Raw genomic sequence first — 13,943 nt, 5'->3', positions numbered from 1 at the left:
CGGTTGTTGTAATCTCTGTATGTATTTAAAGCATCAAATAAATGAGACGCTTTATTGGAATGGAGGTGGAGTGGGTCAATGTGCGGACAAGGTTATCTTGCGCACTTGAATGCCTGCTGGCATTTATGGGGCATTGAAATTTTTGCCATGCCAATGACGAAGAAATGAATCGTAACAGAGCACCTATTTCCCTTGTGGAGGTCAGGAAACCAGGTTGGTTGCAATGGGATTCAATGGGGCTCGTGCACGGTGCGGCGAGGCTGCGGCGACTGCCGACCGTCTCGCAAGCTGTGTTGGCCCTCGTGCGCAACGGTGGGGACCGATGAGCGTCCTTGTGCTTTTCCACGCCTTGCGTGACCTCAATAGTCAACTGAAGCGGGGATCAGGGCGGCCCCCCTGCAGCAGGTTCGACTTGAGAATCGCCCCGCAAATCCCCTGCAACAGGCCTTTCGTTGCCGTGTTCGTTGAACACCGCCATGCGACCGTGAATCCGGCAAAAAGCCCTCATTGCCGGGGCGGACGCCAGTTTTCAATGCCCAAGACCGTCAGACGGTTGCGATCAATGCTTGTGGAGGCGCGCTTTCTTGTCATGGTTGTGGTTGCGCAGGTCTTCCAGCCGCGCGCGCAGCGCGGTGTCGGGCACCAGGGCGCTGGTGGCCTGGCCCGCGTAGATGGCGCCGTCGTTGCCGTCCAGGGTGATCAGCTCGTTCTCGGCGAGGGTCTGGCCGCCCATCTGCACGGTGCGCGCGGCTTCGTCGATGTGCAGCGCCGTGCAGCCCACCAGGCAGGTCTTGCCCATTTGCCGCGCCACCACGGCGGCGTGCGATGTGCGGGCGCCGCGCTGGGTGAGCAGGCCTTGCGCCCCTTGCATGGCGGCGATGTCGCTGGTTTCGGCGTCCTGGCGCACCAGGATGGCTGGCACGCCGCGCTGCACCAGGCGCTCGACGGCCTGCGCATCCAGCGCAATGGCGCCCGACACCACGCCCGAGCACGCCGGGTTGGCCAGTGCCAGCGGGGCGGGGGCATTGTCGGGGTCGTCGCCGGCGACCATGCGCACGGTGCCCAGCGCGTCCATGGCGATGGCCTGGGTGCGCGCCAGGGCCTCGGTGCTGTCGATCAGCCCTTCTTCCAGCAAGTCCAGGGCAATGCGCGCGGCGGCCAGCGGGGTGCGCTTGCCGTCGCGCGTTTGCAGCATGTGCAGCACGCCGTCCTGCACGGTGAATTCGAAATCCTGCATGTCCTTGAAATGCTGCTCCAGTGCCTGGGCAGACGCCTGCAGCTGCTGCCAGGCATCGGGCGCCACCGCCGCCAGGGTGGCATGGCCGTGGGCATTGCGCCGGCCCGAGACCACGTCTTCGCCCTGCGCGTTGGCCAGAAAATCCACCCACAGGCGCCTCTCGCCGGTGCTGGGGTCGCGCGTGAAGCCCACGCCAGCACCTGAATGCCCACCGGTGTTGCCGAACACCATGCGCTGCAGGATCACGGCGGTGCCCATGTCGTGGTCGATCTGGTGGATGCGCCGGTATTCCACCGCCTTGTCGGCGTTCCACGAGGCAAACACCGCCTCGATGGCGCCCGAGAGCTGCTCGCGGGCGTCTTGCGGGAAGGGCCGGCCGGCATGGGTTTCATAAAGGGCCAGAAAAGTGCGAGTGAGCTGGCGCAGCTGGCTGAAGTCGAGCAGCCGCTCGTCCTCGCCCTGGGTAAGGCGGTCGATTTCGGCTTCGAAAAGCGCTGCAGGCAGCCCTTGCACCACCTCGCCGTAGCTGGCCACCAGGCGCCGGTAGGCATCCCAGGCCATGCGGGGGTTGCCGGTCTGGCGCACCAGGCCGGGCAGGGTGTGGTCGTTCAGGCCGATGTTGAGCAGGGTCTCCAGCATGCCTGGCATCGACACCGGGGCGCCCGAACGCACCGACAGGATCAGCGGGTTGCGCTCGTCGCCAAACAGCAGGCCGGTGCTTTCTTCCAGCGCGTGCAGGCCCACGGAAAACACCGGCAAAAAGCAATCTTGCGGGGCATGGGTGTAGTGCGTTCCAATGACCAGCGCGACGGGAACATTCAGCCCGGCCTGGGTCATGCGGTGCAGGTTGTAGCCCTTGCCGCCCATGGTGGCGGGCGAGGGCTTGTGCAGGTTCTGGCTGGGCGGCGTGCGAACAAGGTACAGATGCTTGGGCAGGCTGGAGCTCGATTTCATGCCGACATTCCCGTTTTGTTGAGCACCATCTGGCGCAATGCATAGCCAACCCGCAGCAGGTTGTCGGTGGCCTTTTCCAGCGTGGCGGCCAGGTCGTTGGCCAGCATCAGGTCCACCGGGGCGTTGTGCAGGTTTTTGACCATGGTGGCGCGTGCCTGGCGAAACAGCTCGTCGCACTGGCGCTCGGCGCGCAGCATGCGCCACAGGGTTTGCAGGAACAGCTCGCTGTCGGGGCCATCGGCCCGCTGGCTGACCTGGCGGGCAATTTCGATGGCCTTGACCTGGTCCTGGATGGCCGCCAGGGTGGTGGCGGCCAGCTGGCACAGCGCTGCGCGCACTTCGGCGGGCAGGCCGGGCACGGGATGGATCAGCGTGAGCGAGTGCATGAAGGTGGCCTCTTCCAGCGCATCGGCCACATCGTCGGCTTTGGCCAGGCAATCGACGACGGGCTGCCAGCGGGGCCGGCGCTCGGCCCGCTGGCGGGCATCCATGAGCAGGTGGTCGGCCTGGCGCTCCCAGTTCTTTGCGCGCAGCACCTGGGCCTGGGTCTGGGCGGCATCACCGGGGTTTTCCAGGGCATCGCACAGGCCCTCGGCCAGCGCGTGTGTGAAGGCGGCGTGCTCGGCCAGCAGGTCGAATTCGAAGGTGCGCTGGCGCAGCACGCGGGCCAGCAGCAGGCGGGCTTCATCGGCCACCAGCGACACGGGTTGCTGCTCGCGCAGCAGCACGCTGGAGATGCGCAGCAGCTCCAGCAGATAGGCGCTGGCGGCGGCTTCGCCCAGCACGTCGTCAAGCCGGTCGCCCACATGGAAGGCCTCGCTGTCCAGGGCTTGCATGGCGTTGTAGACCAGGCGCTCGGCCCCCGCCAGCAGCCAGGCCATGTGCCCCCAGTTGCTGCGCGCGGCCTGCGTGAGCAGCTCGATGGCCCGGGGCTTGCTCACAAAATGCTGCAGGCGCTTGCGGGCCCGGTTCCAGTCGATCACGAAGACGATGCGCGAGGCGATGTTTTCCAGGCCGGATTGCAGCTCGGCGTTGTTCTGCGCGGCCAGATGGGCCTGGCCCACCATGTAGGGCTTGCCGGCGTTGAGCCCTTCGGAAACCCGCGGGTCGAAGACCTTCCAGGCAAAACCCATGTCTTCGAGCATCTGCCGGAAAAAGCTGAAACGGCCTGGATGCAGATCGGAATAGGTGAGCGAGATGGTGCTGTCCTGCACTTCGATGACCAGCACATGGACGTCGTTGGTGCCGATATCGTTCTGGATCAGCAGCCGCTTGCCGTCGCGCGTGACGGCGGTGTCCAGCCCGGGGTGCGAAAACTTCAGGGCGGCCGTGCGGTGCAGGCCGCGCATGAAGGCCTGGATCAGCGGGCGGTCGTCGTCGTGCACCTGCCAGGCGTGGGCGCCATCGACATCTTCGGTGGCCAGTTCGCTCGACAGGGCGTTGATCTGCTTGTGCAGGTCCATCACCAGCAGGTGCAGGCTGTCGCCGCGCTGGCGGTCGCCGTGGGTCAGCTCGTTCAGGGCGGTGCGGCGCAGGCCTTCGTTGTCGGCCAGGGCGTGCAGTTGCTGCAGCCAGTGGTCGCGCCGCCCGGCCAGCGGTGCGGCACTGGCCTGCCCGGTGTCGCACACGGGGCGGGCCATGGTGGACAGGTCGTTCGACAAGGCCTCCAGCAGGTTTTCGATGCGGGGCAGGATGAGCAGGTCGTCGTCGTAATAGGCGCCGCCCACCAGCTCCTGGGCCCAGGGGGCGTCCTGCAGGCCGCTCTGGGCGATGTCTTTTTCCCAGTGCCCCACCGGCCCATTGGGCGCCGACGCACGCTGTGCCGCCGATTGCAGCAGGGTCAGGTAGAACTTGAGCCGGTCATTGGCCGCCAGGGCCGCCTTGATCCACGCGGGCATCAGCAGCGAGGGTTGCCCCAGGGATGCAACCGCTTTTTCCTTGAGCATGGATTCGTTCTCCGCAAGTTCAAGGGGCATTTACGCCCGTGCGGATGGCAGGCTGATGACAGCCCTGCCGTGCCTCAGATCGTCAACACCTGCTCAGCGGGTGGTCAGGGCGGGCAGGTAGGCGCGGCAGAATTCCTCGGGCATGCGCCGTGGCTTGCCGCTGCCCAGCTCGATGCACACCAGCTCCCAGTGGCCCCGCAGGATGGTGGTCTGGTCGCGGTTGCGGATGAGCTGGAAGCGCCGGTCCAGGGTCAGCTTGCCGTCGCTGGCCACCAGCCAGGTGCCCAAGGTGAGCGCGTCACCCTCCACCGACGGCAGCAGGTAGTTGTATTCGCTGCGGCGGATGGCCATGGCCCGGTCCAGGCGGTGGTAATCGTGCAGGTCCAACCCCAGGGCCCGCGAGTGCGCCCAGGCGGTTTTTTCGCACCACTGCACATAGACGGCGTTGTTGGTGTGGTTCAGTCCGTCAATGTCCGGTGCCTGCGGCATGGCGGGCTGGGTGAACGGTTGTGGATAGTCCCATGGCATGTGGGTGATTGTCGCCTGCGCCGTGAAGCCACCGGTGCCCGCTTTATGGGCGGGGAAGAGAGCCGGGAAAGACCGCTGTGGCTGATATGTATAAAGCGCTAGCAGCTATTGAAATAATAGCATTTTGTGACAACTTGTCAGGCGTTGGAGGCCTCGGCCAGTTGCTGCAGCGCGGCGGTCAATTCCTGCGCCAGCACGCCTTCCACGGGTGCCAGCTGGCCCGCCAGGGCGGTGAGGGCGCTTTCGCCCTGCTGCTGCAGGCGGGCGATGGCCTGGCCCGCATCCTTGGGCGCGGCAAAGCCCGTGCTTTGCAGCAGCAGGCGGCCGTCGGCGGCCACGAGCTTGAAGTAGAACCGGCCGTCGGCTTCGCGGTATTGCTTGAAGCTGGGCAGGGCGGCCTTGGCTGCTTTGGCGGCCTTGGGGGCGGCGCTGGCCTGGGCCAGGCTGCGCAGGCCCACGGCAGAGCGCAGCTTGCGCACAAAGGGCGTGGCAATCTGGCGCGCGCGCTCGGCGCCGGCCAGCAGGGTCTGCTCGATCTTCTCGGGGTGGGCCATCAGGTCGTCGTAGCGCGCGCGCATGGGGGCCACGTCGCGGTCGATGCGCTCGAACAGCAGCTCTTTGGCATCGCCCCAGGCAATGCCCTCGGCGTATTGCTGGCGCAGCGCCTCGGTCTCGGCGGGCGTGGCAAAGGCCTGGTAGATCTGGAACAGCGCCGAGCCTTCCACGTCCTTGGGCTCGCCGGGGGCACGCGAGTCGGTCAGCAGGCCGCCGATCAGCTTGCGCAACTGCTCGCGCGAGCTGAACAGCGGGATGGTGTTGTTGTAGCTCTTGCTCATCTTGCGGCCATCGAGCCCCGGCAGCGTGGCCACATGCTCGTCGATGGCCGCTTCGGGCAGCGTGAAGTGCTCGCCGTACAGGTGGTTGAAGCTGGCCGCCATGTCGCGCGCCATCTCGATGTGCTGGATCTGGTCGCGGCCCACGGGCACCTTGTGGGCGTTGAAGACCAGGATGTCGGCACCCATGAGCACGGGGTACATGAACAGGCCGGCCGTGACGCCGTCGTCCGGCTCGCGGCCGGCGGCGGCGTTCTTGTCTTGCGCGGCCTTGTAGGCATGGGCGCGGTTGAGCAGGCCCTTGCCGGTCACGCAGGTCAGCAGCCAGGTCAGCTCGGTGGTCTCGGGGATATCGGACTGGCGGTAGAACGTGACGCGTTCCGGGTCCAGCCCCGCAGCCAGCCAGCTGGCGGCGATCTCTAGCGTGGAGCGCTGGATGCGCGCCGGGTCTTCGCACTTGATGAGCGCGTGGTAGTCGGCCAGAAAATAAAAGCTCTGCACGCCAGGCGTGAGGCTGGCCGCCACCGAGGGGCGGATGGAACCCACGAAGTTGCCCAGGTGGGGCGTGCCCGTGGTGGTGATGCCGGTGAGAAAGCGCGTGGTGCTCATGGGGGCGAAATCAGCAGATAAAGGGGAAGAAACGTTTCAGCGCAGCAGGGCGGTGAGCGGTGTGAGAAGCAGGTTGATGGCCGCGTAGCCCAGGCCCATCAGCGGGCGCAGCCACAGCGCGCCCACCACGCCGGCAATCACCAGCCCCATCACGATGAAAAAGCCCCAGGGCTCGATGCGCGACACCATGTGCGCCTGCTTCCAGGGCAACAAGCCCACCAGGATGCGCCCGCCATCGAGCGGCGGCAGCGGAAACAGGTTGAACGCCCACATCACGAGGTTGACCAGCACGCCGGCGCGCGCCATTTCAATGAAAAAGCGCTCGTCCACGCCCGTGCCCACCAGCACCACCAGCACAATGGCCCACAGCACCGCCTGGATGAAGTTGGAGGCCGGCCCCGCCAGCGCGACCCACACCATGTGGCGTTTGGGGTTGCGCAGGTTGCCAAAATTCACCGGCACCGGCTTGGCGTAGCCGAACAAAAAGGCGCCCGACGTGGCGAAATACAGCAGCAGCGGCATCAGGATGGTGCCAACCGGGTCGATGTGCTTGATGGGGTTGAGGGTGATGCGGCCCTGCATATAGGCCGTGTTGTCGCCAAAGTGGCGCGCTGCGTAGCCATGGGCCGCCTCGTGCACGGTAATGGCAAACAACACCGGCAGGGCGTAGATCAGAACAGTTTGGATGATGTTTTCCACCGGGCGATTGTCTCAGGCTGTAGATTGCTGCAAAAAAGAGAGCTGTCAGCGCTTTCTGTATAAGCGCTGGAGGGTGATTTTGCTTGAATTCGTATACAGGCTCAAAGCCCCAGCGCCTGCACGCTGCCGCGGCCTTCGCGCAGCACTTCGGGGTCGCCGCCAGCGCCCATGGGCGTGAGGTCGATCACCGTGGTGGGCTCCTGTGGGCAGGCGCCCGCGTCCACGATGGCGTCCAGCAGCTTTTCGTAGCGGTCGCGGATTTCTTGTGGATCGTTGAGCGGCTCGGTCTCGCCGGCCGGAATCAGCGTGGTGGCCAGCAGCGGCGCGCCGTGCAGCTCCAGCAGCAGTTGCAGCCCCTTGCGGTCGGGAACGCGCAGGCCGATGGTCTTGCGCGAAGGGTGGCTCACGCGGCGCGGCACCTCTTTGGTGGCTTCCAGGATGAAGGTGTAGGGCCCCGGCGTACCCAGCTTGAGCAGCCGGTATTGCCGGTTATCGACCCGTGCGTAATTGGCCAGCTCCGACAGGTCGCGGCACAGCAGGGTCAGGTGGTGCTTTTCATCCACCTGGCGGATGCGGCGCAGGCGATCGACGGCGTCCTTGTCGTCGAGGTGGCACACCAGGGCGTAGCTCGAATCGGTGGGCACGGCCACGATGCCGCCTTTTTGCAGCAACGCCGCCGCCTGCTTGAGCAACCTCGGTTGCGGGTTTTCGGGGTGGACTTCGAAATACTGGGCCATGGCCGTCAATGCCTCCGGGTCGATGGTCGATGTCAGGCGGCCGGGCGCACCCGCGCGGCCAGCAGCTCCCACACAGGGGTCAGGGTGCCGGGCAGCAGGGGCAGGGCGCCCAGGTCGGTGTGGGATTCTTCGGGGCTGTGAAAGTCGCTGCCGCGCGAGGCAGCCAGGCCAAATTCTTGTGCCATGGCCCCGTAGGTGATGTATTCGGCCGCGCTGTGGCTGCCGGTGACCACTTCTACCCCCTGGCCGCCATGGGCCTTGAATTCGGAGAACAGCGCGTATTCCTCATTGGCCGTGAGCTTGTAGCGGGCCGGGTGGGCGATCACCGCCACGCCCCCGGCCTCGGTGATCCAGCGCACCGCATCACCGAGCGCCGCCCAGCGGTGCGGCACATAGCCCGGCTTGCCTTCGACCAGGTATTTGCGAAACACCTCCGAGGTGTCGCGGCAGACCTTGGTGTCCACCAGAAAACGCGCAAAGTGCGTGCGCGAGACCAGCTCGGGGTTGCCCACGAACTGCAGGGCGCCCTCGTAGGCGCCGTGGATACCCACCTGCGCCAGCTGCGCGGCCATTTCGCGGGCACGCCCGCCACGGCCACCCCGGGTGGCGGCCAGGCCTTGCGCAAGCTGCGGGTTGTCGGGGTCGAACCCCAGGCCCACGATGTGCACCGTGGCGCTGGCAAAGCTGACAGAGATTTCCGTGCCGGTGAGGTAGGCCATGCCCAGGGCGCGGGCGGCTGCGGCGGCGCGGTGCTGGCCGCCGATCTCATCGTGGTCGGTCAGGGCCCACAGCTCTACGCCGTTGGCCTTGGCACGCGCGGCCAAGTCTTCGGGTGCCATGGTGCCGTCCGATACCACGGAGTGGGAGTGCAGGTCGGCGTTGAGGTAAGTGGTCACTGATCAATTCTACGGGTTTGCTGCAGCGGGCGCTGGCGTTGGCGACCCGCGCCGCCGCCATGGTGCCTGCGCAAACCGGGCATGCGCGAGATGCCAGAATGCTTCTGAATTAATAGCTGTAGGCGCTTTACCAGTAAGCGCTACAGGCATTTTTCATCGCATATTCAACCCGCCCCTTCCACCAGAAACTGCACCTTGCGCTCGCCCTTCCACTCGTTCACGTCGAGCCGAAAGGCCAGCAGCACGCGCGCGGGCAGGGGCTCGGTGTGGCCGAACCAGATGGCGTCGATGGGGTGGCCCTGATGGATGAGCTTGATGGACAGGTGGTTCTTGCCATCGCCCACCAGCCGCTGGCTCAGCACCTGCACTTCTTCGCTGAAGGTGGGCGGTGCAAAGCCCTGGCCCCAGACCTCGCGGTGCAGGGTGTCCACCATGTCGGCGCGGCAGTATTCGGGCGCCAGCGGGCCGTCGGTTTCGATGCGGCGGGTGAGCGCGGCCCCATCGAGCCATTCGCGCGCCACCTGGGCCAGGGCCTGCTCGAACACCTCAAACGCTGCTTCGGCCACGGTGCAGCCGGCCGCCATGGCATGGCCGCCGAACTTCAGCAGCACGCCCGGATGGCGCTTGGCCACCAGATCCAGCGCATCGCGCAGGTGAAAGCCGGGGATGGAGCGGCCCGAGCCCTTGAGCTCGTGCGCCTTGCCCGGCGCGCTGCTGGCGGCGAACACGAAGGTGGGGCGGTGCAGTTTGTCCTTGATGCGCGAGGCCACGATGCCGACCACGCCTTCGTGAAAGTCGGGGTTGAACACGCTGATGGCGGGCGGGGGCTCCTCGCTCTCGTCAAACAGGCTTTCGGCCATCAGCAGGGCCTGGTCGCGCATGCCGCCCTCGATCTCGCGGCGCTCGCGGTTGATGCCGTCCAGCGTGGCGGCCAGCTCGGCGGCGCGGCCCGCGTCGTCGGTCAGCAGGCATTCGATGCCCAGTGTCATGTCGGCCAGGCGGCCTGCGGCGTTGATGCGCGGGCCCAAAGCGAAGCCGAAGTCGAACGTGGTGGCCACGGGCGTCTTGCGGCCAGCGGCGGTGAACAGCGCGGCCACGCCGGCGGGCATCTGGCCCGCGCGGATGCGCTTGAGGCCCTGTGCCACCAGGCGCCGGTTGTTGGCGTCGAGCTTGACCACGTCGGCCACGGTGCCCAGGGCGACGAGGGGGAGCAGTGGGTCGAGCTTGGGTTGTAAGGGCTTGTGCGCTCCCACGCTCCCCGCTGCGCGTGGTTCGCTGCCCCCCGAGGGGGCGCTCGGCACGTCAAAAACCCCACGCGCGCGCAGCTCGGCCCGCAGCGCCAGCAGCACATAGAACATCACGCCCACGCCGGCCATGGACTTGCTCTCGAACGTGCAGCCGGGCTGGTTGGGGTTGACGATGGCGTCGGCCACCGGCAGCTCGGGGCCGGGCAGGTGGTGGTCGGTGACGAGGACTTGCAGGCCCAGCGCCTTGGCCTCGGCCACGCCCTCCACGCTGGCGATGCCGTTGTCCACGGTGATCAGCACGTCGGCGCCGCGCTCGGCCACGCGGCGGGCGATGGAAGCGGTGAGGCCGTAGCCATCGGTCACGCGGTCGGGCACCAGATAGTCCACGTTGGTTGCGCCCAGCAGGCGCAGGCCGCGCACGGCCACGGCGCAGGCGGTGGCGCCGTCACAGTCGTAGTCGGCCACGATCATCAGGCGCTTGTGGTGTGCCATGGCGTCGGCCAGCAGCCGCGCGGCGGCGTCGATGCCTTTCAAGCCGCTGGGGGGCAACAGGCGGGCCAGGCCATCGTCGAGCTCGTCTTTCGCGCGCACGCCGCGCGCGGCATACAGGCGCGCCAGCAGCGGGTGCACGCCGGCCTGTTCCAGCGCCCAGGCGGCGCGGGGGGGAATGTCTCTTGCTACTATTTTCATAGCTTATTGCGCAGGTCGATAAAGCGCTGGGGCCTGAAAAAGCCTTGAATGCGTTGTGCCAGGCCGCGCGGCGCGTTGCGGAAGCCCAGCGCATGGCGCTCGCCACTCAGCGTGAGTTGCACGGGCGCGCCGCTTTCGGCCTGGCGCAGCAGTGCGGCCACGGGGCCGGCGTCGAGTGCCGTCCAGGCTTGCGCCCAGGCGCGCCAGTCTTCGCGCAGCGCCGCATCGCGCAGCGTGGTGGCCACCGTGGGCGCGGTGGTGGTTGCCGGGGCGGGCGTGGGCAGGGGGCCCGTGCCATGCACCCAGAACGAGTTGACCTCCGGCAGGCCGCGCGCGGCGCGCTCGCCGTTGAAGGCGTGGGTGTAGAGCAGCATCTGCATCTCGCTGTGCAGGCGGTGCAGGGTGCGGGCCTGTTTCGCATCGGGCATCCAGGCACGCACGTCGCGCAGCAGCACGCGCTCCAGCGATGCGGTGGTCAGGTCGGCAAACAGCGCGCCGCTGGCCAGCCAGCGGGTGGGCTGGTCGTAGTGCAGGGTGACGCCATCGTCGGCAAACCAGGGCGCCACGATGGCCAGCAGCGCGCGCGAGGCGGCTTCATCCAGCGCAAGGTGCTCGGGGTCGCGCAGGGTGATGTGGTCGGTGCTTACATGCCACTGGCAGGGCGTGACAAAGGCCCAGGCCTGGCCGTCGGTGGGCTGGCCCTGCTGGTGGCGGTGCCAGGCGGCCCAGGGGATGCGGCCATCTTCAACGGGCAGGCCCAGGGCTTGCGCCAGTGCGCGCTCGTGCGGGGCGGAGAAGCTGGTTTCCTCGCCGGTATGGATGTGGTGTGTGTGGGGGCTGAGCCGGGCCAGAAGCCGGTCCAGGTGGGGCAGGCTCAGGCCCTGCAGGGCTTGCTGGCTTCCCTCGGAAGCACTGGTGGCGTAGGGAATGAGCAAATGGGTGGTGTCCGACATCCCTCTATTGTCCGGGATGCCACAATCGGATCTGTCTGGCGCTTGCCATCCGCGTAGGGCGCAGACCTTCTTTTCAAACCATGCAAATTCCCTACGAACTGGCCCTGGGCTGGCGCTACACGCGCGCGGGCCGCGCCACGCGGCGCAACGGTTTCATCTCGTTCATCTCGGGCGTGTCCATGCTGGGCATTGCGCTGGGGGTGGCGGCGCTGATCATCGTGCTCAGTGTGATGAACGGCTTTCAGAAAGAGGTGCGCGACCGCATGCTGAGCGTGGTCTCGCACATCGAAATTTTTGCACCCCAGGGCGCGGCCCTGCCCGATGTGGCGCGCACGCTGGCCGAGGCCAAGCAAAACCCCAACGTGATCGGCGCTGCGCCCTTTGTGGGCGCGCAGGCCTTGCTGGCCCGCGGCGAGGACATGAAGGGCGCTTTGGTGCGCGGCATCGACCCGGCGCTCGAAGGCGCGGTGACCGATCTGGCAGCCACCAACGAAGAGACGCTCAAATTGCTGGTGCCCGGCGAGTTTCGCGTGGTGCTGGGCGGCGAGCTGGCCCGCGCCCTGGGCGTGCGCGTGGGCGACGCCGTGACGCTGATCGCGCCGGCCGGGCAGGTCACGCCCGCCGGTGTGGTGCCGCGCCTCAAGCAGATGACGGTGGCGGGCACGTTTGATTCGGGCCACTATGAATACGACGCGGCCCTGGTGCTGCTGCACCACGAGGACGCGCAGCGCATCTTCCGCCTTGAGGGCCCCACGGGCATTCGCCTCAAGCTCAAGGACCTGCACCAGGCGCGCGAGGTGACCCAGCAACTGGCGGGCAGCCTGAGCGACCAGCTGCTGATCCGCGACTGGACGCAGCAAAACCGCACCTGGTTTGCCGCCGTGCAGCTCGAAAAACGCATGATGTTCATCATCCTCACGCTGATCGTGGCCGTGGCCGCGTTCAACCTGGTGAGCACGCTGGTGATGACGGTGACCGACAAGCGCGCCGACATCGCCATCCTGCGCACGCTGGGCGCCAGCCCCAAAAGCATCATGGGCATCTTTGTCGTGCAGGGCGCCATGGTGGGCGTGATCGGCACGCTGTCCGGCCTGCTGCTGGGCCTGGCCATTGCCAGCAACATCGACGTGATCGTGCCCGCCATCGAGCGCGCGCTCAATGCCAGCTTTTTGCCCAAGGATATTTACCTCATCAGCAAGATGCCCAGCGAGCCACAGAGCAGCGACATCGTGCCGATCACGGTCATCTCCCTCGTGCTGGCCTTCGTGGCCACGCTCTACCCCAGCTGGCGCGCCAGCCGTGTGAATCCCGCCGAGGCACTTCGCTATGAATAATGTAGCTGCTAGCGCTTATCCAGAAAGCGCCAAAGGCCAAAATGGCTTGAAAAATGACGTGGTGCTGGAGGCTAAGGGCCTGACCAAGCGCTTCACCGAAGGCCGCCTGGATGTGACCGTGCTGCAGGGCGTGGACTTGCAGATCCATGCCGGCGCAACGCTGGCCATCGTGGGCGCTTCGGGCTCGGGCAAAAGCACCCTGCTGCACCTGCTGGGCGGGCTGGATGCGCCCACTTCGGGCACGGTGCGCCTGAAGGGCGAAGAAATGTCCGCGCTGTCGGCCGAACGCCAGGGCCAGCTGCGCAACCAGCACCTGGGCTTTATCTACCAGTTCCACCACCTGCTGCCCGAGTTCAGCGCGCTCGACAACGTCGCCATGCCGCTGCGCATCCGCCGCCTGCCGCTGGCGCAATGCCGTGCAGAGGCCGAGCGGGTGCTTACCTCCGTCGGTTTGAAAGACCGCCTGCAGCACCGCCCGGCCGAGCTGTCGGGCGGCGAGCGCCAGCGGGTGGCCATTGCCCGCGCGCTGGTGACGCGGCCGGCCTGCGTGCTGGCCGACGAGCCCACCGGCAACCTCGACCGCAGCACGGCCGATGGCGTGTTTGACCTGATGCTGCAACTGGCGCGCGACCAGGGCACCGCGTTTGTGATGGTGACGCACGACGAGTCGCTCGCCGCCCGCTGCGACCGCGTGGTGCGGCTGGTGGCAGGGCACCTGAGCGAGTGAGGGCGTAGGCGTCGTTGGCCAGTGGCGTAGGGCCGGTGGCCCTTAGCGCGCGTTCCTCACGCGCAGCAGCTCGTCCAGGATCAGGCAGATCGCACCCACGGTGATGGCTGCATCGGCAATGTTGAACGCCGGGAAATGCCAGCCGCGTACATGGACGTCGAGAAAATCGACCACATAGCCGTGCATCAGCCGGTCCACCACGTTGCCCACGGCGCCGCCAAGGATGCTCGACAGCGCAAAGCAGAACAGCTTTTGCCCTGGGTGCGCGCGCAGTTGCCAGACGATGAACAGCGTGGCGGCCACGCCGATGCCCGTGAAAAGCCAGCGCTGCCAGCCGCCCGCGTCGGCCAGAAACGAGAAGGCCGCCCCTGTGTTGTGCGCCCGCACGATGTTGAAGAAGCTGGTGATGGTGGTGGTGTCGCCCAGCTGGTAGTAGCCCAGGATCAGTGTCTTGGTGAACTGGTCGGCCATCAGGATGATGACCGCCCAGGCCAGCCAGGGCCACAGGCTGGCGCCCGAGCCGCGCACGAGCGAGGTGTTGCCCCGGGCCATC

General features: G+C 66.9%; 12 protein-coding genes. 2 read left to right on the top strand and 10 right to left on the bottom strand.

Translation table 11 applies throughout. From position 1 onward, the window contains the following. Window positions 1–559: 559 nt before the first annotated feature. The 9 genes from J8G26_RS07465 to J8G26_RS07425 form a co-directional block, all read right to left on the bottom strand. Complete coding sequence (locus tag J8G26_RS07465; protein ID WP_210568452.1) at window positions 560–2,191, bottom strand: PEP/pyruvate-binding domain-containing protein; 1,632 nt, start codon at window positions 2,189–2,191, stop codon at window positions 560–562. After that, complete coding sequence (locus J8G26_RS07460) at window positions 2,188–4,167, bottom strand: phosphate transport regulator (RefSeq protein WP_246881272.1); 1,980 nt, start codon at window positions 4,165–4,167, stop codon at window positions 2,188–2,190. Before J8G26_RS07460 ends, J8G26_RS07465 begins: the two co-directional genes overlap by 4 nt. A gap of 63 nt (window positions 4,168–4,230) precedes the next feature. Further along, window positions 4,231–4,665, bottom strand: coding sequence for a thioesterase family protein (locus J8G26_RS07455; protein ID WP_210568451.1), 435 nt, complete (start codon window positions 4,663–4,665; stop codon window positions 4,231–4,233). Between the two features lie 137 nt (window positions 4,666–4,802). Then, window positions 4,803–6,107, bottom strand: a complete 1,305-nt coding sequence (locus J8G26_RS07450) for a tryptophan--tRNA ligase (RefSeq protein WP_210568450.1) — start codon at window positions 6,105–6,107, stop codon at window positions 4,803–4,805. A gap of 36 nt (window positions 6,108–6,143) precedes the next feature. Beyond that, the gene (locus tag J8G26_RS07445; protein ID WP_210568449.1) at window positions 6,144–6,806 is read right to left on the bottom strand and encodes a site-2 protease family protein; all 663 of its coding nucleotides are present in this window, start codon (window positions 6,804–6,806) and stop codon (window positions 6,144–6,146) included. A gap of 101 nt (window positions 6,807–6,907) precedes the next feature. Continuing rightward, the gene (locus tag J8G26_RS07440) at window positions 6,908–7,543 is read right to left on the bottom strand and encodes an L-threonylcarbamoyladenylate synthase (RefSeq protein ID WP_210568488.1); all 636 of its coding nucleotides are present in this window, start codon (window positions 7,541–7,543) and stop codon (window positions 6,908–6,910) included. Between the two features lie 32 nt (window positions 7,544–7,575). Beyond that, the gene (locus J8G26_RS07435) at window positions 7,576–8,439 is read right to left on the bottom strand and encodes a 3',5'-nucleoside bisphosphate phosphatase (RefSeq protein WP_210568448.1); all 864 of its coding nucleotides are present in this window, start codon (window positions 8,437–8,439) and stop codon (window positions 7,576–7,578) included. Between the two features lie 164 nt (window positions 8,440–8,603). Next, the gene (gene recJ / locus J8G26_RS07430) at window positions 8,604–10,376 is read right to left on the bottom strand and encodes a single-stranded-DNA-specific exonuclease RecJ (protein ID WP_210568447.1); all 1,773 of its coding nucleotides are present in this window, start codon (window positions 10,374–10,376) and stop codon (window positions 8,604–8,606) included. After that, on the bottom strand, window positions 10,373–11,329 hold the full coding sequence (locus tag J8G26_RS07425) for a phosphoglycerate mutase (RefSeq protein ID WP_210568446.1): 957 nt from the start codon (window positions 11,327–11,329) through the stop codon (window positions 10,373–10,375). Before J8G26_RS07425 ends, recJ begins: the two co-directional genes overlap by 4 nt. A gap of 80 nt (window positions 11,330–11,409) precedes the next feature. Here J8G26_RS07425 and J8G26_RS07420 point away from each other — a divergent pair, with 80 nt between their 5' ends. Together J8G26_RS07420 and lolD are read left to right on the top strand one after the other, a co-directional pair. After that, the gene (locus J8G26_RS07420; protein ID WP_210568445.1) at window positions 11,410–12,663 is read left to right on the top strand and encodes a lipoprotein-releasing ABC transporter permease subunit; all 1,254 of its coding nucleotides are present in this window, start codon (window positions 11,410–11,412) and stop codon (window positions 12,661–12,663) included. Between the two features lie 46 nt (window positions 12,664–12,709). Then, the gene (lolD, locus tag J8G26_RS07415) at window positions 12,710–13,390 is read left to right on the top strand and encodes a lipoprotein-releasing ABC transporter ATP-binding protein LolD (RefSeq protein ID WP_087744171.1); all 681 of its coding nucleotides are present in this window, start codon (window positions 12,710–12,712) and stop codon (window positions 13,388–13,390) included. Between the two features lie 42 nt (window positions 13,391–13,432). Here lolD and lspA read toward each other — a convergent pair whose 3' ends face one another. After that, the gene (gene lspA, locus J8G26_RS07410) at window positions 13,433–13,942 is read right to left on the bottom strand and encodes a signal peptidase II (RefSeq protein ID WP_210568444.1); all 510 of its coding nucleotides are present in this window, start codon (window positions 13,940–13,942) and stop codon (window positions 13,433–13,435) included. Window position 13,943 lies beyond the last annotated feature (1 nt).

Origin of the sequence: Acidovorax sp. JG5 (assembly GCF_017939685.1) — a bacterium.
GTDB lineage: Bacteria > Pseudomonadota > Gammaproteobacteria > Burkholderiales > Burkholderiaceae_C > Acidovorax.
Note: the sequence above shows the minus strand (reverse complement) of the source record. Positions and strands in the feature narration are given on the sequence as shown.